20 protein-coding genes are annotated in these 15,914 nt (G+C 35.2%); 13 read left to right on the top strand and 7 right to left on the bottom strand.

All coding sequences use genetic code 11. The annotated features are described in order from the left end of the window. Positions 1 to 70: 70 nt before the first annotated feature. Positions 71 to 304 carry a hypothetical protein gene (locus tag FTRAC_RS06350; protein WP_013453406.1) on the top strand — a complete coding sequence of 78 codons (234 nt, stop codon included), beginning with the start codon at positions 71 to 73 and terminating at the stop codon, positions 302 to 304. Here the strand turns inward: FTRAC_RS06350 and aroB are convergent. Continuing rightward, on the bottom strand, positions 299 to 1,315 hold the full coding sequence (gene aroB / locus FTRAC_RS06345; protein ID WP_013453405.1) for a 3-dehydroquinate synthase: 1,017 nt from the start codon (positions 1,313 to 1,315) through the stop codon (positions 299 to 301). The two genes, FTRAC_RS06350 and aroB, sit on opposite strands and share 6 nt — an antisense overlap. Then, positions 1,312 to 2,415 (bottom strand): chorismate mutase, encoded by a 1,104-nt coding sequence (locus FTRAC_RS06340; protein ID WP_013453404.1) that lies wholly within the window; start codon positions 2,413 to 2,415, stop codon positions 1,312 to 1,314. Before FTRAC_RS06340 ends, aroB begins: the two co-directional genes overlap by 4 nt. Before the next feature lie 447 nt (positions 2,416 to 2,862). On the opposite strand from FTRAC_RS06340, the gene FTRAC_RS06335 reads away from it, so the two are divergent. From FTRAC_RS06335 to FTRAC_RS06315, 5 genes are all read left to right on the top strand, one after another. Continuing rightward, positions 2,863 to 3,402 (top strand): SRPBCC family protein, encoded by a 540-nt coding sequence (locus FTRAC_RS06335; protein WP_013453403.1) that lies wholly within the window; start codon positions 2,863 to 2,865, stop codon positions 3,400 to 3,402. Positions 3,403 to 3,429: 27 nt separating this feature from the next. Further along, complete coding sequence (locus tag FTRAC_RS06330) at positions 3,430 to 3,924, top strand: SRPBCC family protein (RefSeq protein WP_013453402.1); 495 nt, start codon at positions 3,430 to 3,432, stop codon at positions 3,922 to 3,924. A 43-nt stretch (positions 3,925 to 3,967) separates the two neighbouring features. Then, the gene (locus FTRAC_RS06325) at positions 3,968 to 4,360 is read left to right on the top strand and encodes a VOC family protein (RefSeq protein ID WP_013453401.1); all 393 of its coding nucleotides are present in this window, start codon (positions 3,968 to 3,970) and stop codon (positions 4,358 to 4,360) included. Between the two features lie 127 nt (positions 4,361 to 4,487). Next, positions 4,488 to 4,964 carry a nucleotidyltransferase substrate binding protein gene (locus tag FTRAC_RS06320; protein WP_013453400.1) on the top strand — a complete coding sequence of 159 codons (477 nt, stop codon included), beginning with the start codon at positions 4,488 to 4,490 and terminating at the stop codon, positions 4,962 to 4,964. Continuing rightward, positions 4,965 to 5,297 (top strand): nucleotidyltransferase domain-containing protein, encoded by a 333-nt coding sequence (locus FTRAC_RS06315; RefSeq protein ID WP_013453399.1) that lies wholly within the window; start codon positions 4,965 to 4,967, stop codon positions 5,295 to 5,297. 23 nt (positions 5,298 to 5,320) lie between these two features. On the opposite strand, the gene FTRAC_RS06310 is transcribed toward FTRAC_RS06315, so the two are convergent. Both FTRAC_RS06310 and FTRAC_RS06305 read right to left on the bottom strand, forming a co-directional pair. Then, positions 5,321 to 5,863 (bottom strand): prephenate dehydratase domain-containing protein, encoded by a 543-nt coding sequence (locus FTRAC_RS06310; protein WP_013453398.1) that lies wholly within the window; start codon positions 5,861 to 5,863, stop codon positions 5,321 to 5,323. After that, positions 5,853 to 6,926, bottom strand: coding sequence for a bifunctional 3-deoxy-7-phosphoheptulonate synthase/chorismate mutase type II (locus FTRAC_RS06305; protein ID WP_013453397.1), 1,074 nt, complete (start codon positions 6,924 to 6,926; stop codon positions 5,853 to 5,855). The genes FTRAC_RS06310 and FTRAC_RS06305 overlap by 11 nt, the downstream gene beginning before the upstream one ends. A gap of 90 nt (positions 6,927 to 7,016) precedes the next feature. On the opposite strand from FTRAC_RS06305, the gene FTRAC_RS06300 reads away from it, so the two are divergent. The 7 genes from FTRAC_RS06300 (at position 7,017) to FTRAC_RS06270 (ending at position 13,101) form a co-directional block, all read left to right on the top strand. After that, positions 7,017 to 8,210 carry a proline dehydrogenase family protein gene (locus tag FTRAC_RS06300; protein ID WP_013453396.1) on the top strand — a complete coding sequence of 398 codons (1,194 nt, stop codon included), beginning with the start codon at positions 7,017 to 7,019 and terminating at the stop codon, positions 8,208 to 8,210. Positions 8,211 to 8,483: 273 nt separating this feature from the next. Further along, the gene (lysS, locus tag FTRAC_RS06295; protein WP_041650469.1) at positions 8,484 to 10,211 is read left to right on the top strand and encodes a lysine--tRNA ligase; all 1,728 of its coding nucleotides are present in this window, start codon (positions 8,484 to 8,486) and stop codon (positions 10,209 to 10,211) included. 144 nt (positions 10,212 to 10,355) lie between these two features. Next, a complete protein-coding gene (locus FTRAC_RS06290; RefSeq protein WP_148230050.1) occupies positions 10,356 to 10,727 on the top strand; it encodes a hypothetical protein in 372 nt (123 codons plus the stop codon). Between the two features lie 78 nt (positions 10,728 to 10,805). After that, positions 10,806 to 11,240 carry a universal stress protein gene (locus tag FTRAC_RS06285; protein ID WP_013453393.1) on the top strand — a complete coding sequence of 145 codons (435 nt, stop codon included), beginning with the start codon at positions 10,806 to 10,808 and terminating at the stop codon, positions 11,238 to 11,240. A 97-nt stretch (positions 11,241 to 11,337) separates the two neighbouring features. After that, positions 11,338 to 11,931: an SOUL family heme-binding protein gene (locus tag FTRAC_RS06280; protein ID WP_013453392.1), complete on the top strand. Its 594-nt coding sequence runs from the start codon at positions 11,338 to 11,340 to the stop codon at positions 11,929 to 11,931. A gap of 59 nt (positions 11,932 to 11,990) precedes the next feature. Beyond that, positions 11,991 to 12,602, top strand: coding sequence for an alpha-ketoglutarate-dependent dioxygenase AlkB family protein (locus tag FTRAC_RS06275; RefSeq protein ID WP_041649581.1), 612 nt, complete (start codon positions 11,991 to 11,993; stop codon positions 12,600 to 12,602). 73 nt (positions 12,603 to 12,675) lie between these two features. Beyond that, the gene (locus tag FTRAC_RS06270; RefSeq protein ID WP_049784059.1) at positions 12,676 to 13,101 is read left to right on the top strand and encodes a PH domain-containing protein; all 426 of its coding nucleotides are present in this window, start codon (positions 12,676 to 12,678) and stop codon (positions 13,099 to 13,101) included. Between the two features lie 33 nt (positions 13,102 to 13,134). Here the strand turns inward: FTRAC_RS06270 and FTRAC_RS06265 are convergent, their stop codons facing one another. The 3 genes from FTRAC_RS06265 to FTRAC_RS06255 all read right to left on the bottom strand — a co-directional run bounded on the left by FTRAC_RS06265 (position 13,135) and on the right by FTRAC_RS06255 (position 15,279). Beyond that, the gene (locus FTRAC_RS06265) at positions 13,135 to 13,557 is read right to left on the bottom strand and encodes a secondary thiamine-phosphate synthase enzyme YjbQ (protein ID WP_013453389.1); all 423 of its coding nucleotides are present in this window, start codon (positions 13,555 to 13,557) and stop codon (positions 13,135 to 13,137) included. A 166-nt stretch (positions 13,558 to 13,723) separates the two neighbouring features. After that, positions 13,724 to 14,386 carry a CPBP family intramembrane glutamic endopeptidase gene (locus FTRAC_RS06260; RefSeq protein WP_013453388.1) on the bottom strand — a complete coding sequence of 221 codons (663 nt, stop codon included), beginning with the start codon at positions 14,384 to 14,386 and terminating at the stop codon, positions 13,724 to 13,726. Positions 14,387 to 14,538: 152 nt separating this feature from the next. Continuing rightward, complete coding sequence (locus FTRAC_RS06255; RefSeq protein ID WP_013453387.1) at positions 14,539 to 15,279, bottom strand: LytTR family DNA-binding domain-containing protein; 741 nt, start codon at positions 15,277 to 15,279, stop codon at positions 14,539 to 14,541. Positions 15,280 to 15,914 lie beyond the last annotated feature (635 nt).

Below are 15,914 nucleotides of genomic sequence, written 5' to 3'. Positions count from 1 at the left end.
ATTCTTTATTAGTTTAAACTGTTTTTATAAGTTAAGCGTTATCAAGCTATCAACTTTAAATTTTAATACAATGAGCACGACAAGTAAATCAATTTTTTCATTTTTAGCAGGTGCTGCTACAGTAGTAGCAGCTGGAGCCCTTTTGAAAAGTAAAAATGGTAAAAAAGTTACAAGAACTGTAGCGGATCGGTTAAGAAATATCAAAAGACATACTGAAGAAAGTTTAGATTCAGACTGGCTAAATGATTTGAGTGATTCAGCCATTCACAGTGCAAAATCATTTCGTGAGAAAATGAAATTATAGTATTTCATTTAACGCTTGATCTATCAGTTCCTCTTCAACAGGAATATCATAGATTGCTTGTCCGATATTTTTGAGCAAGCTCATGTTGAGTTCACCATTTTGATTCTTTTTATCTTGTTTACAAAGCCTTTTTATCTCAGCGTAAGAGGCTTTTTCTATTTTAGGGCTTTTGTAAATTTTCCATAATTCTTCTACTATTAATTTGTATTCTTGCTCGCTTAATAATCCTTTTGATTTACTAATATAAGCTTCCGCTATCATTCCTAATCCTATTGCTTCACCGTGCAATAATTCATTTTCAGTATTTAATAAATGAGTTTCAATGGCGTGCCCTATCGTATGTCCAAAATTCAAAATCTTTCTTAATCCCTTCTCGGTAGGATCAGACTTCACCACATCTTCTTTGATTTTTACTGATTGTTGAATCAATTCATTGCTGAACTTTTCAGATCCATTTTCAAGACAATCTTGCCAATGCTTTTCATCTGCAATCAAACCATGTTTTAGCATTTCGGCATAGCCTGATACCAATTGCTCTTTAGGTAAAGTTTTATGAAATATTGGATTAACTAATACTGCTTCAGCTTCACAAAATAGTCCGATATGGTTTTTATATTCATTATAGTCTATACCTGTTTTGGCACCCACGCTTGCATCAACTTGCGAGAGCAAGGTAGTGGGGATATTAATAAATCGAATACCACGTTTGTAGGTGCCTGCACAGAAGCCCCCTATATCCGTGATTACACCACCGCCTAAATTAACCAGCAATGCTTTTCGATCTGCAGTAGCATTAGTCAAGGCATTCCAAATCAAATTGCAGCTATCCAAGGTTTTATGTTTTTCACCAGAAGCGATTTCTATCACTTGATGATGTTCCAAGTGATTCTTTAGCAGAGGATAGCAGTGTTCTTTGCTGTTTTCATCCGCAAGAACAAATAATTGCGAATGTTCAATTGAAGCTAAGAGCTCTTCTATATAACTTAATTCTTCAAAATATACTTTGCTCATATAATGGTTAAAGGTTCAACATCCTTATTGGCGATTTGCTTTTCCTGTCTTTTAATGGATTCGTCATGTATAGCGATCAACAAGTTTTTCATAAACTTTTCGCTCATATCTTTTTCAGTACCTAACTTAATTCTGCTTTCCAATACGTCTTTCCATCTTCCTCCTTGATAAACTGATAATTCATGGGCTTTTTTGTAAGCTCCAACTTTGTCTATCAAATGGAAGCGATCAGAAAGTAAATCTATTAGTTTTTGATCAATATGATCGATTGAATTACGCATTTCTTTCAAATTTTCAGGAATTTGATTTTCAAAATCAATCCGTTCACGGAAGGAGATTTCTTTTAGTAAAGTCAATAATTGCTCAGGATTTAACTGCTGACGGGCATCTGACCAGGCTTCAGCAGGGGTTGGATGTGTTTCTATCATCAAGCCATCGATTCCGAAATTAAGAGCTCTTTGGGCTACAGACTGCACCATTTCCCACTTCCCTGAAATATGGCTAGGGTCATTAATGATTTCAATTTCAGGCAATTCCAGTTTCAGTTGCATTGCCAAATTCCAGTTTGGCTTGTTCCTGTAAATTTTATCGTAAGGGTCAGCAAACCCTCTGTGTATTGCGGCTAGTTTATTAATGCCCACATCATGCATTCTTTCTAAAGCGCCAACCCATAATGCTAGATCCGGATTGATCGGGTTTTTTACCATTACGGGGATATCAACCCCTCTCAACGAATCTGCAATTTCTTGCACAGAGAATGGATTTACAGTGGTTCTGGCTCCAATCCAAAGCACATCAATATCATGCTTTAAAGCGGCTTCTACATGACTGGTATTGGCCACCTCCACACAAACTGGAATATGTAATCTACTTTTCACTTTTTGCAGCCAAGGTAAAGCTTCTTCTCCTAATCCTTCGAAATTTCCTGGTCGGGTACGAGGTTTCCAAATTCCCCCGCGGAACATACCTATTTGCGGTTCATGCTCAAAGCTGTTGCATAGGTCATCAATTTGCTTTTCTGTTTCTACCGAACAAGGCCCTGCGATGACTACATGTTTTCCAAGGCCTAAGCCCCAATCTTTCATTTTTAAAGTATTCATAATTCTACTGCTTTTAGATTTTGGACAAAAAAAAGCCCGACTCTTGCGAATCGGGCTTGTAGTATGATTTAGTTTAGTAATTACATAGCATAACAAGGACCGACTCGCCTGAGCGGGATAAAATAAAAGTAAAAATAAAATCGTCCTTGTGTGTATTTCATGCTTCAAATGTAGAGCACTGATTTTTTAAAACAAAATAAAATTCTGAAAATTTTTCCAAAATACATGAAAAAGAACTTATCTAACGTTCGTTAGCTTTATTTATTTGGTATAAGATTGTAGAGCAGAATAATGTATGAGAAAATGCTTCTAAGCTAATTTTAATGATGTTTAATGCTTCTGAAATTTGATAGCACTTCAATTTACAGTTGTATTTATTTGTTCAATATTTTCTAGCCGTTCAATTATTATTTTTATTTTCGGTAACACTTTTTAAACTATTGAACTATGAAGGTTTTAAAGATTATTGGATTTGCCATTCTGGGATTCGTCCTATTGGTATTAATTGTCGGTGCTTTTACTGAAAAAGAGTATGCCGTTGAACGTGATATTGTAATTGATCGAAGTAAATCAGAAGTATTCGATTATGTGAAGTATTTAAAGAATCAAGATTACTTTAGTAAATGGAGTTCCATGGACCCTGATATGAAAAAGGAATTTAAGGGTGTGGACGGTACTGTTGGATTTATTTCGTCCTGGACAAGTGATAATAGTGATGTGGGAGTGGGGGAGCAGGAAATATTGAATATTGAAGAAGATAAAAGGATCGATTATGCGCTGAGATTTTTCGAGCCATTCGAATCCTCTGAAAAGGCTTACATAGAGCTTGAATCTGTTGGCGAAAACCAGACCAGAGTTATTTGGGGCTTCAAAGGGAAAATGGATTACCCCATGAATTTAATGTTATTGACCATGGATTTTGATGCAATGTTAGGGGCAGATTTTGAGTATGGTTTACAGGAATTGAAAAAGATATTAGAGTCATAATTGCACTAAGCCACTAAATTACTTGACATGAAAAATTGGAATACCTTTTCTATGAGGATAGTAATTGATCACGCTGTTAAAACTGTATATGAATGCTGGGCAACACAAGATCAAATTGAAAAATGGTTTCTTGAAGAAGCATCTTATTATCAGGGTAGCGAAAAGAGAAAACCTGAAGAGCTGGTGCAGAAGGGAGATAGATTTAATTGGAAATGGAACAATTGGAACTTCACAGAGAAAGGGGAAGTCCTAGAAGCGAATGGGAAAGATTTTATATCCTTTACATTTGGATCTGGAGGGAAGGTAAATGTAAAACTGACTGAAATCAATGGAATGACAGAGGTCACATTAACTCAAAGCGACATACCTAATGATGAAAAAAGCAAGATGGAAATTTACGTTGGCTGTAGCACAGGCTGGACATTTTGGTTGACCAATTTAAAAGCATTTTTGGAACATGGCATTACTTTACATGCTACAGGATTGAAACAAGAAGAGACCAAAGACTTAGTGAACAGCTGATAAGATCGAAATGATTTGATTATAAAATTAAAAATATATCTATATGGCATCTAAATCAAAGAACCCATTTACTTGGGTAGAAATTTATGTAGAAGACATGAGCAGAGCTCAAAAATTTTACGAAGAAGTATTGCAATTTGAAATGACACCGATGCAAATGCCAGGAGGATTTGGTGATTTGCAGATGGTGAGCTTTCCATGGGCAGAAGATGGTAGTAATATCAGCGGAGCGCTGTGTAAAACTAAGGAAATCAAACCAGGACCTGGTGGTACATTAGTTTATTTTACAAGTGAGGATTGTGGAATAGAAGCTTCAAGAGTGGAAAGTGCTGGTGGTAAAGTGATTCAACAAAAAGAGCCAATTGGAGAACACGGTTTTTGTAGCATATGTATGGATACAGAGGGGAATAGGATTGCTTTTCACTCGAATAAGTAGGTAATGTCATATTATTTAGGAAGTCATTATTATTACTTTGATTTAGGTTGTAATTTTATTTTATAACAATTAAACTTTAGATTTCATTGTTATACTCAAAATTTGTCTAATATTGATCTTAAATAATATGGAACAAGATATCAGGTGGGAGAAGCGATTTTCAAATTATGTGAAAGCGTTAAAAAAGCTTACGCAAGCCATCCAATATATCAAACAAAATGTTTTGGATAAAGAAGAATCGCTTGATGAAAATGATTTGAATGATGTTTTGGATGAAATGATAAAAGAAGGCTTAATTCAACGTTTTGAATATACCCATGAATTAGCTTGGAATGTAATGAAGGATTATGCCAAATATCAAGGGAACTTTGAAGTTGGTGGGAGTAGAGATGCTACTAGAGAGGCATTTCAGTTGAATCTTGTTTCAGATGGTAAAATTTGGATGGATATGATTGGTAGCCGAAATAAAACTTCACATACCTATGATGAAGATATTGCCGATGAAATTTATCAAAGGATATTAAATGATTATTATCCAGCATTTTTGGAATTCCAAAAAAATATGGAATCTAAAAGAAGTGGGGAACAAGGAAAAATGTTTTAAATGGAAAATTCAGGTTTAACAAAAGATGATATTTTTAACATAAGGTCTGTTTTTTCAAATTACCCTCAAATTGAAGAAGCACTGCTTTATGGCTCAAGAGCTATGGGTAATTATAAACCCGCATCCGACATTGATATTTCTTTAATTGGCGATGAAATTGACTTGAGCTTAATAAATCAAGTTGAGTTTGATTTAGATGATTTAATGTTACCCTATAAGATTGATCTATCAATTTATCATAAAATTAAGAATCCAGAACTTCTTGACCATATAAGTAGAGTAGGTAAAAATTTATATCAAAGAAGGATGAATACAGATTATATTTCAAATTAGTCTCTAATATTCATAATAAGTTTTTAACCTGCAAACAACCCAAAACTAGTCTCATTCTTCCTCTTATTTGGGATATTAGCTAAAATTTCCAATCCATAAAACTTAGCAGTTTCTGCATGGCATATCGCAGCGGAATTTTCCTCTTTTTCTTGAGCTACTTTCTGTGCAGCATGTGAAGTGCTTGGACATTTGATGAATTCGACTTTAGGTAATTTTTCGGATGTAAACCGCTTGCTTTCCCCAAAAGCTTTTTCGTGGGAATAGAGTTTTGTTAATTCCTTCAATTTAGTCTTTGGTGCTGCACAAATACATAATTTCACTTCATAATCCATTTCATCCAACAAAGTGAAATTTTTTTCAATCTCAGTTTCATGATTTTCTACCACTCCTGCCAAACTGTTATACAATGCAATCCACCCCAAATGTCCAGCTCTAACGGCTTCAAAAACGCCTGCGAAACTTTCACAGAACTCAATTTCCTGTTGTCCGCCTAAATATTCAACACATGCTAGATGGTGAAATGAACCTTTGGGTCCCAGCGTATATACTTTCTTTTTATTCTTCATTATTATAAATATCAGTTTGAATTCTGATGGATTCGTCATGGATGTCCTGATAAATGGATTTCACAAAATCAGCATTCAAATTCAGTTTTTCGCCCCATAATGGACGGTTTTCTATTATTTTGTTCCAACGCTCCAACTGAAATATAGCAACATTTTTATCCTTTTTATATTGCCCTACTTTTTTAACCAATTCTAATCGTCTCGATAGAACTTCCAATAATTCTTTATCCGTTTCATCAATTTGATCTCTTATGCCTTCTAATTCATTTTTAAAATCTTTATTGGGAAAGTTTTTTTCTCTGATTTTAATATAGCTGAGCATTTCCTTCAAAGCATCAGGGGTCAGTTGCTGTGCTGAATCACTCCAGGCCTCATCTGGCGATCTATGAGATTCAATGATCAACCCGTCATATTGCAAATCCATGGCTTTTTGAGCAATTTCAAAAAGCAGATCCCTTTTTCCTGCAATGTGACTTGGATCGTTTATCAAGAGCAACTCAGGGTAGCGTGATTTCAATTCAATCGGAATCTGCCACAATGGAATATTTCTATAAATACTTTCCTGATAAGTAGAAAAACCTCTATGAATCGCTCCAAGTTTTTCTATGCCTACTGCATAAAATCTTTCCAAAGCACCTATCCATAATGCCAAATCAGGATTGATCGGGTTTTTCACTAAAATGGGAATGTCTTTTACACCTCTTACTGCCTCAGCTATTTCTTGCACATTAAAAGGATTGACAGTGGTACGAGCGCCTACCCATAAAATATCAATATCATTTTTTAAAGCCAATTCCACATGCTCAGCAGAAGCCACTTCAATGGCAAACTGAATATGGGGGTGAAGTGATTTAGCTTTTTTAATCCATGGAAATGCAATTTTCCCTACGCCTTCAAAGCTGTTGGGACGGGTTCTTGGTTTCCAAACCCCAGCTCTAATGGTGGTGATCCCATCTTTTACCAATCCATCAACCGTTTCCAATAACTGTTCTTCTGTTTCTACGCTACAAGGTCCTGCTATTATCCAAGGTTTGCCGTCTGAATACCAATTTTTAATCTTCATGAAATTTTTTGTAAAAAGATGCAATTTAATGAATTTAACAAAAAGGACGTGACTTCGTTTTCCTTATATTTGCGGACTTAAAAGAATTTTATGGAAGTAACTACAAACCCAATTTTTGATGATGTATCCATTGCATTTACCAGTAAGTCGGATCGACAATTAAGGAAAGCCTATTGGCTATTTACCTTAATGGGTAAGGGATGGTTAGTGGCTATAGGTAAATTTTTTGTGAAATTAGGATTTGCCTTGCATTTGCCAATCAGCAAAATAATTTATTGGACAGTTTATGATCAATTTTGTGGAGGTGTAACAATTAAAGATAGCCAAGGAACGATTGATGAATTGGCTTCGCATGGAATAGGAACCATTTTGGATTACTCTGTTGAAGGTGCCAAAAATGAAAAGGGATTCGATAAAACCATGAATGAAGTTCTAAGAACGATAGATCGTGCAGCCAATGATGATAATCTACCATTCTGTGTTTTTAAACCTTCCGGTGTATCGCTAGGAAAAATTTTCACGAAAATTCAGGCAGGTAAAGAGCTAACTGAAAAAGAAAAAGCAATTCACCAAAGAGATAAAGAAAGAATAGAGAAAATTTGCAAAGCAGCTTATGACAATAATGTTAGAGTATTGATTGATGCTGAAGAAAGTTGGTTACAAGATCCGATTGATGAAATAGTTTATCAAATGATGGAGAAGTATAACAAAGAAACAGCCATTATTTATAATACCTATCAAATGTATAGGGCTGATATGTTTGATAATCTTAAGAAAGCGCATAAGAGAGCTTTGGAAAAGGGTTATTATATCGGTGCTAAATTAGTAAGAGGTGCTTATATGGAGAAAGAGGCAGATAGAGCAGAAGAAATGGGTTATCCAAATCCTATCCAAATATCAAAGGAAAGAACAGATATCGATTATAATTCTGCTTTGGAGTATTGTGTTGAAAATTTGGAAAGGATATATGTGTTCAATGGAACGCATAATCAGTACAGCAACTATTTCTTGGCCTATATGATGGATAAACATGGGATTAAGCCAAATGATAGTAGAATATCATTTGCTCAGTTATATGGAATGAGCGATAATATTTCATTTAATTTGGCTGACAAAGGCTATAATGTAGCTAAATATGTTCCTTATGGTCCCGTGAAAGCTGTAATGCCTTATTTATTTAGAAGAGCCGAGGAAAATACTTCGGTGGCAGGACAAAGTAGTAGAGAATTTTCTATGATTAAAGAAGAGATGCAGAGGAGAAGAGAAGAGCGGAAGAAAAGTTGATTAAAGTTGACAAGTTTTCAAGTTGGCATGTCGAAGGATGATGGGTGTAGGTTTATTGCACTAAGGTCAGTACCGAAGGTCAGACCAAGGGTAATTCAAAGCTCTAAAGCAGACAGATGATGATATGCAAAATGTTAATGCTACCTTTTATCATTCTACAAAGACATTTAAGCAGATTCTTTGTCAGAAATATCTAATTTAAACAGACTTACCATATCTTTGTACTTTGTACCTAATACTTTGTACAAAAAATACAAATTTTAGCAAATAATGATGCATTTAAGCGAACAGGAAATTGAAAGAAGAAAAGGTCGGGAAGAACTACAGAAACTGGGGATCAATCCTTATCCCGCAGAAACATTTGATATCAATGTTAGCGCTAAAGATATCAAACAAAATTACGATAGTGATAAGCTAAATTATAAGAATATTAGCATTGCTGGACGTCTCATGAGCAAAAGAATCATGGGAAAAGCGTCTTTTGCTGAAATTCAAGATAGCACGGGTAGAATTCAGGTGTATGTGAATAGAGATGAAATCTGTCCCGATGAGGATAAAACGCTCTACAATACTGTCTTTAAGAAATTGCTGGATATCGGTGATATTATAGGTATTAAGGGATACGTTTTTACTACGCAGGTAGGAGAGATTTCCATACACGTAAAAGAACTTTTTGTATTGAGTAAGTCTTTACGTCCATTACCGATTACTAAAGAAACTACTGATGAGCAAGGAAACGTGAAAAGACATGATGCCTTCACGGATTCAGAGCAAAGATATCGTCAACGTTATGTTGATATGATAGTAAATCCTGAGGTACGTGAGACTTTCAGGAAAAGAACACAGTTGGTAAATTCAATGCGTACTTTCTTAGGTGATAGAGGTTACCTAGAGGTGGAAACGCCTATTCTTCAGCCGCTTTATGGTGGAGCTGCTGCTCGACCATTCAAAACGCATCACAATACCTTGGATATGACTTTATATCTAAGAATTGCTAATGAATTATATCTAAAAAGACTGATTGTAGGTGGTTATGATGGTGTTTTTGAATTTGCTAAAGATTTCAGAAATGAAGGGATGTCAAGATTTCATAATCCTGAATTTACGCAAGTCGAGCTTTATGTAGCATATAAAGACTACGAATGGATGATGAATTTAGTGGAGGAAATGGTAGAAAAAGTTGCAATGGACATCCACGGAACTACCGAAGTAAAAGTGGGTGAAAATATCATTAATTTCCAACGACCTTGGAAACGCTATACGATGTACGAAGCCATTGAGCATTTTACAGGTATTGATATTTCAGAAATGAATGAGGAGGAGTTAAGAAAAACTGCTCAAAAACTTCATGTTCCTGTAGATGATTCTATGGGAAAAGGAAAATTGATCGATGAGATTTTTGGTGAAAAATGTGAAGCGCAATTGATTCAGCCGACTTTCATCACGGATTATCCAATTGAAATGTCTCCATTAGCGAAAAAGCACCCAACCAAAGAAGGTTTGGTAGAAAGATTTGAAGCTATTTGTAACGGAAAAGAAATCTGTAATGCATTCTCTGAGTTGAACGACCCGATTGATCAACGTCAACGATTTGAAGAGCAATTGGAATTAGGCAAAAGAGGAGATGATGAAGCCATGGTATTGGATGAAGATTTCTTGCGTGCTTTGGAATACGGAATGCCGCCAACAGCAGGTTTGGGTATTGGAATTGATCGTTTGAGCATGATTATGACTAATAGTAATTCCATACAAGATGTTTTGTTCTTCCCGCAAATGAAGCCAGAGAAAAAAGCCAAAGTTGCCACAGAAGCCGATTTCGTAGAAGCAGGAGTGCCAAAAGAATGGGCACCTGTAGTGATGGAAGCTGGCATCAAAACGGTAGAAGAATTAAAAGAAACCAAACATACTAAATTGCATCACCAGATTTCAGGCTTGAAAAAGAAAATGAAATTGGATATTCCGAGTGTAAGCCCGGAAGATGTTAAAGAGTGGGTGAGTTGAATTAATTAGAATAGAACATAAATTAATATAGAAGAGCCGGTTTAGCCGGCTTTTTTTGTTTAGCATTTGATATGATTTTTCTGCTTAAGCTGATTCTTGTTGCAACCATAAAAATGAATTAGGTGTCTTCAAAGTATGAAAAACATGATGATATTACTCACCCTTATTACAATCTTTTTGAGCTGTTCAGAAAGTGATGTCAATAAATCAGCTGTTAACATACGATTAGCTAATACCAGTATCTATGATTATGAAAATATTATTATCAATACCACTACTGGTGATGTTAATTTTGGAGACTTAAAGTCTGGAAGCATTTCAGATTATAAAGTATTTGAAACTGCATATCGCTATGCTTATGTTAAGCTAGAAATTAATGGAAATATTTTCAGAATACAACCTATAGATTATGTGGGAGAAACTCCATTGAAAAACGGTAACTATACTTATGAAATTCATACCGACAGTCCTAATGAAGAATATGGTGCACTTAGTATTGAGCTAGTTGTAGATTGAAGCCTAAATTCTATCTTTTCCTTCAATAAATCGTATATTTTAATAGAGGAGTGTTGTAAAATCATAAACTTGAATGCTATGAAAAATATACTGGTTTCTATCGATTTCAATGAGCAAGAGAAGCTTTTGTTGGACAAGGCTTTTGAGCTAGGTAAAGCCTTTGATGCTAAGGTATGGCTAGTTCACATTGCAGCGCCTGAACCCGATTTTGTTGGTTACGGTGTAGGTCCGCAATACGTGAGAGCCATGAGGGCATCTGAATTACATGAGGAGCATCAGTTACTACAAAAGTACACCGAGAAGTTAGTTTCAAAAGGAGTAGAGTCCGAGGGTTTATTGGTGCAAGGGGCAACCGTGGAAATGGTTATCAAAGAAGCTCAGAAGCTTAAGGCAGATTTGATTATTGCGGGGCATCATGACCATAATTTTTTGTATAAAGCATTTATGGAAAGCGTTTCTGCTGGGATAATTAAGAGGTCTAAAATACCTCTGCTCTTGGTTCCATTAGATTAGAGAAATTACTGAATGTCATATATTTAAGTATATTTTACAACTACAACGCTTATCCTAATGCTTCGTTAATTATACAATAATTTAAGTAACATAATTAATGAAAATATTTCTAATTATATCGGGGGTTCTATTACTTGCCTTTGTGGTCGTACAATTATTTGCTATGAACAGTCAAAATGATATTGAAACCTATCCATATAAGGTTGAAAAGAAATTTAAAGATTTTGAAATTCGTAGCTATGAAGCAAGTCTTTTCACTTCTGTGAGACTTCCGAGTAATAATTATAAGAAGATGTCTAGCAAGGGGTTTTCTATGTTAGCAGGTTATATCTTCGGTGGTAATGAGAGCAATGAAAAAATAGCTATGACTTCTCCTGTCAGCATGTCTTTAGAAGATTCTATGACGATGATGTTTCTGGTGCCGAAAAAGTACAATAAGGAGGACTTGCCAAATCCGAATGAATCAAATATAGAATTCAAAGAAGAGCCTGAAAAAAAGATGGCAGCTATTTCGTTTGGAGGATGGGCCGATGATGAAAAGATTCAGAAATACAAAGAAAAACTAATAGCTGCATTAGAGGAAGAAGGCATCATCTATACCAATAGATTTTATTTCTTTGGTTATAATGCTCCATATGAAGTTTTCAATCGTAAAAACGAGATTGTGATTGAGTTGCCTAAGGACAAATAGATTTATTACTAAACCCACATCTCAGTAAATCTATCTCTTCATTGCCTGAAATTTTTAAGATGAAATTATTTGACCACCCCTTTAATCCTGACAAAAACCTATTGCCTTATGAAGGCACTGTACATTACTATGGAAGAATCTTCAAGGATAAAGAGACTTTCCATTTCTACAATAATCTTTTTAATGAAATAGAATGGGAGCATGATAAAGCCATCATGTTTGGCAAGGAAATAATTACTAAACGTAAAGTGGCCTGGTATGGTGAAAAACCATTTTCTTACACCTACTCTAAAGTGACCAAATATGCGAAACCATGGACTGAGGCGCTTAAGCAGATAAAGAAGGAAGTAGAGCTTCAGTCAGGAGAAACCTATAATTCTTGCTTATTGAATTTATATCATTCAGGTGAAGAAGGGATGGCCTGGCATAGTGATGGAGAAAAAGATTTAAGAAAAAATGGAGCCATAGCTTCGGTCAGTTTTGGCGCAGAACGAAAATTCGCATTTAAGCATAAAGAATCTAAAGAAAAAGTAGAAACCTGGTTGGAAAATGGAAGTTTGTTAGTGATGAAAGATGTAACACAATCTCACTGGCTCCATCGTCTGCCTCCGACTAAGAAAATTCACTCACCAAGGGTGAACCTTACCTTTCGGACTATTGTGGACCAATAATTTCATTGAATTAAATCAGAATTTTCTATCTTGTAGATAATTCAATAGGTTATTGTTTGCAATTACTACTAAAATGACTAAAAAACATCCCGCTAAAGTATCCTACGGATTGTTAGTATTTATATTCGTGATCTTTTTTGCTCCATTTATATTTGACCTTCTTAATAACGGATTGGGTCATTTGGTTTCAATTGTATTGGTAGGGTTACTTGCTTTATATGGTTTCATTTTATATTTGTTTTTTCAGACGGTCTACACCGTTGAAAATGGGCAGTTGAAAATCAAGATGGGGTTCTTTGCTTTTAGAGTAATTAATATAAATGAGATAAAAAAGATTTCTAATACAAGTAGCATTCTGTCTTCACCAGCACCATCTTTTGATAGGATTGAAATCAAACATGGGGACTTTGGAAGAGTAATCATTTCACCAAAGGACAAAATTTCCTTTTCAAAAGATTTAAGTGAACTTAATCCTAAAATTCAAAATAACTTAATTTAGGGTTGATAGTAGGTAAATCATTGAAGGTGACATTTAATCACCCATCACCGTAATCGTGATTATTCTACCACCTGCATGGTTTCTATGCTCACAAAGATAAACACCTTGCCAAGTCCCAGTCAGTAGTTTACCGTTTTGAATTGGAACACTCACCGAGCTGCCTAGCAGAGAAGCTTTAATATGTGCGGGCATATCATCTGGCCCTTCTTGGGTATGTTGGTAATAATCCATGTTTTCCGGTACCATTTTGTTAAAGTGTCTTTCAAAATCTCCTCTTACTGTAGGGTCTGCATTTTCATTCAAAGTAAGTCCAGCGGAAGTATGGTGGATAAAAATGTGGGCAATCCCAGCTTTTATATCCCTTAGATCAGGCATATTTTCTTCAATTTCTCTTTCTATTAAATGAAAGCCCCTAGAATAGGCCCTTAACTTGAAGGTTTTCTGTATTGTTGGCATTTTTACAATTTATTCAAATTTATATAAAAGACTAAGCATAAAAAAGTCAGCAGCTATCTCTAGGACGGATCCGATAGAGACAGCCTTCACAAAAAGCTCATTATGCTCAGAGATGATTGTGTTTGATGGCAATTGCTTTGTATCAGCCATTTATTGCCAACATCTATTATGCCAAACCAAAGTAAATGCAAATTAGAGCGATCGTGTCAAAAAAACCATGGACCGCAATTACGAACCACAAGTCGTATTTTCGCAAGTAGAAAATCAAGGCCAGTAGAGCTCCTACTGTGCCTGTAACTAGTTGCCCTGTAATCCCTTGCTGGCTATGCATAAAGCCAAAAAAGCAAGCAAATAGTATGATGTTAAGTAGAATACTGAGTTTGCTATCCCCAAAGAATTTCACGAATTGCCGCATGAAGTAGCCGCGAAAGATGATTTCTTCTCCAAAGCCAGCAGTAAGCCATACTACAGGTAAAGCAATTAAACAGGCTATAAGATTTCCTTCCAATTGATCGAAATTTGAATAATCTATTGGAGCTCCAGTAAGTATTGTGTAGCCAGGAACTAATATAAAGGCATACAATGCAAAGAGCCCTAAAGCAACTATTGGAGCCTTCACGAAAATGTTTTTGAAAGTGAAATTTTCACGTTTAAAGCCAAGGGCTGAAAATGGCTTTCCTTTATATTCAATAGAATTAGCTATGATGATTATTATCGAAATAATGATATTCTCTATGATCATTCTTTCCATGGGCCCAAACCATAAAAAGCAGATGATAGAAACAGTAAGTAATGGAATTAATATTTGGCGTACGGTAATTTTTTTCATAGTCGTTTGTTTTTGATTTGAAACAAAGGTGGATCAAAAACTTTGTCAATTTACACTTTAAGGATGTTTAGGTATAAAAGCGCCATATTTAGGTATGAAGATTTTACCCAAAAATTCACTGGTACGAAATGCCTCCTTACAGGTATAAAAAACTATGCAGCCAGAAGTTCCTTATTGAAAGTTTTGGAAACGGGAATCTCCATTTCGGTCAGGTAAACGGTACTTGAGTCTTTCCACGATTTGAAATGAGTAGGATTGATGAGATGTGAACGGTGTACTTGCAATAAGAAATCAAATTCTGCTTTTATGTTTTTTAATGAGGTGCGAATGAGTTTGGAATGAAGGGTATTGCTTTGAGTGAAAAAGATCTCAACATAATTTTGAGCGTTGGATACACAAATCAATTCCGCCTTCTTAATTTTTAATATATCGAGTTTGTTATCTCCCTTGATGATCAGGATGTCTTCCTTGACAGGTATTAATTTAATGAGATAGCTTCTGGCAATGGCCAAAATAGTGAGGTTGACAATTGCTGCCCTCAACATGATTTCAGTGTTCCATTCAAGAAAAGTGTAACCACCATTAATTACTGGGCTTTTATAAAACACAAATGTGCCAATAGTATGAATGATGTAAAATAATAGGAGAACACTGACTTCAAGGCCAACAGACCACCTCTGGATTTTGTCAAATATTGCTTTTTGGATAATGGCTATCAGTCCATAGGCTAAGAAGGCAATCAGATTGAAACCTATACTGGATCGGATCCAAAAATAAAAACCAGTCGTGTGATCACTAAAAGGTTTTACCATATACATGAAAAGAAAACCCCATAGGGCGAAGAATACACCTACAAGTAAGTGGTATTTGATAGATGGATTCAGTTTATTCATATGAACTACTTTTCATTTTCATGAGGATTTGCTTTAAAGAATATTGTTGTAAAAAGTAAGACTTTTTCCATTAGTTGTAAGGCTTAGCTATTGCCATCGTGGACTATTTTATCGGATATTGCTATTGAATTGCTAAATGCACCTTTTGGTGCATTCAGTAAAACTATAGTTTTGTAGCTTAATATACTTTTACTTATAAACATAATTAAAATATAATATTGGAAGTGGGATTGAACAGAAAATTTCGATTAAAATTCTATTTTTTGAAGTTCAAATTTTTAGAAATTAAAGTTTATTTTTTCTAGAACGGTTTGGTGTTTGGTCACAAGTGACAAGTTTTCTGATAAAAGGATTGAGCACAAACCTATAAGTTGGCGCTAGCTGGGATTTTCCAACTTAGTTTATTGATGGCACTACTCTCACCTTTTTTGCAAACAGCGAGCAAGGAAACCCTTGCATTCCCCTAATTGATATAATACCTACAGTGTAAATTTTTCATATAGTCATGTTTTTGATCTGTAGAAGGTCCGCCTTTTCTTTTTCCCTTGAATTACTAATTTTTTATTCCAATCATTTTTTTTCAAAGGTTGCGAGGGATGTTTTCGATTTTACCGTCTAACCTCTGAATCAAAAAA

This window comes from Marivirga tractuosa DSM 4126, assembly GCF_000183425.1.
In the GTDB taxonomy this organism is placed as follows: domain Bacteria; phylum Bacteroidota; class Bacteroidia; order Cytophagales; family Cyclobacteriaceae; genus Marivirga; species Marivirga tractuosa.
This window is presented reverse-complemented; position numbering and strand designations above follow the sequence as displayed.

Bases quoted from the DNA above. Each gene is read 5' to 3' on its own strand.
- FTRAC_RS06275 (WP_041649581.1), top strand. From the start codon at position 11,991: ATGAAATTATTTGACCACCCCTTTAATCCTGACAAAAACCTATTGCCT.
- FTRAC_RS06320 (WP_013453400.1), top strand. From the start codon at position 4,488: ATGGAACAAGATATCAGGTGGGAGAAGCGATTTTCAAATTATGTGAAA.
- FTRAC_RS06265 (WP_013453389.1), bottom strand. From the start codon at position 13,557: ATGCCAACAATACAGAAAACCTTCAAGTTAAGGGCCTATTCTAGGGGC.
- FTRAC_RS06315 (WP_013453399.1), top strand. From the start codon at position 4,965: ATGGAAAATTCAGGTTTAACAAAAGATGATATTTTTAACATAAGGTCT.
- FTRAC_RS06290 (WP_148230050.1), top strand. From the start codon at position 10,356: ATGATGATATTACTCACCCTTATTACAATCTTTTTGAGCTGTTCAGAA.
- FTRAC_RS06270 (WP_049784059.1), top strand. From the start codon at position 12,676: ATGACTAAAAAACATCCCGCTAAAGTATCCTACGGATTGTTAGTATTT.
- FTRAC_RS06255 (WP_013453387.1), bottom strand. From the start codon at position 15,279: ATGAATAAACTGAATCCATCTATCAAATACCACTTACTTGTAGGTGTA.
- FTRAC_RS06325 (WP_013453401.1), top strand. From the start codon at position 3,968: ATGGCATCTAAATCAAAGAACCCATTTACTTGGGTAGAAATTTATGTA.
- FTRAC_RS06330 (WP_013453402.1), top strand. From the start codon at position 3,430: ATGAAAAATTGGAATACCTTTTCTATGAGGATAGTAATTGATCACGCT.
- FTRAC_RS06350 (WP_013453406.1), top strand. From the start codon at position 71: ATGAGCACGACAAGTAAATCAATTTTTTCATTTTTAGCAGGTGCTGCT.
- FTRAC_RS06280 (WP_013453392.1), top strand. From the start codon at position 11,338: ATGAAAATATTTCTAATTATATCGGGGGTTCTATTACTTGCCTTTGTG.
- FTRAC_RS06305 (WP_013453397.1), bottom strand. From the start codon at position 6,926: ATGAAGATTAAAAATTGGTATTCAGACGGCAAACCTTGGATAATAGCA.
- FTRAC_RS06260 (WP_013453388.1), bottom strand. From the start codon at position 14,386: ATGAAAAAAATTACCGTACGCCAAATATTAATTCCATTACTTACTGTT.
- FTRAC_RS06340 (WP_013453404.1), bottom strand. From the start codon at position 2,415: ATGAATACTTTAAAAATGAAAGATTGGGGCTTAGGCCTTGGAAAACAT.
- FTRAC_RS06335 (WP_013453403.1), top strand. From the start codon at position 2,863: ATGAAGGTTTTAAAGATTATTGGATTTGCCATTCTGGGATTCGTCCTA.
- FTRAC_RS06300 (WP_013453396.1), top strand. From the start codon at position 7,017: ATGGAAGTAACTACAAACCCAATTTTTGATGATGTATCCATTGCATTT.
- lysS (WP_041650469.1), top strand. From the start codon at position 8,484: ATGCATTTAAGCGAACAGGAAATTGAAAGAAGAAAAGGTCGGGAAGAA.
- aroB (WP_013453405.1), bottom strand. From the start codon at position 1,315: ATGAGCAAAGTATATTTTGAAGAATTAAGTTATATAGAAGAGCTCTTA.
- FTRAC_RS06310 (WP_013453398.1), bottom strand. From the start codon at position 5,863: ATGAAGAATAAAAAGAAAGTATATACGCTGGGACCCAAAGGTTCATTT.
- FTRAC_RS06285 (WP_013453393.1), top strand. From the start codon at position 10,806: ATGAAAAATATACTGGTTTCTATCGATTTCAATGAGCAAGAGAAGCTT.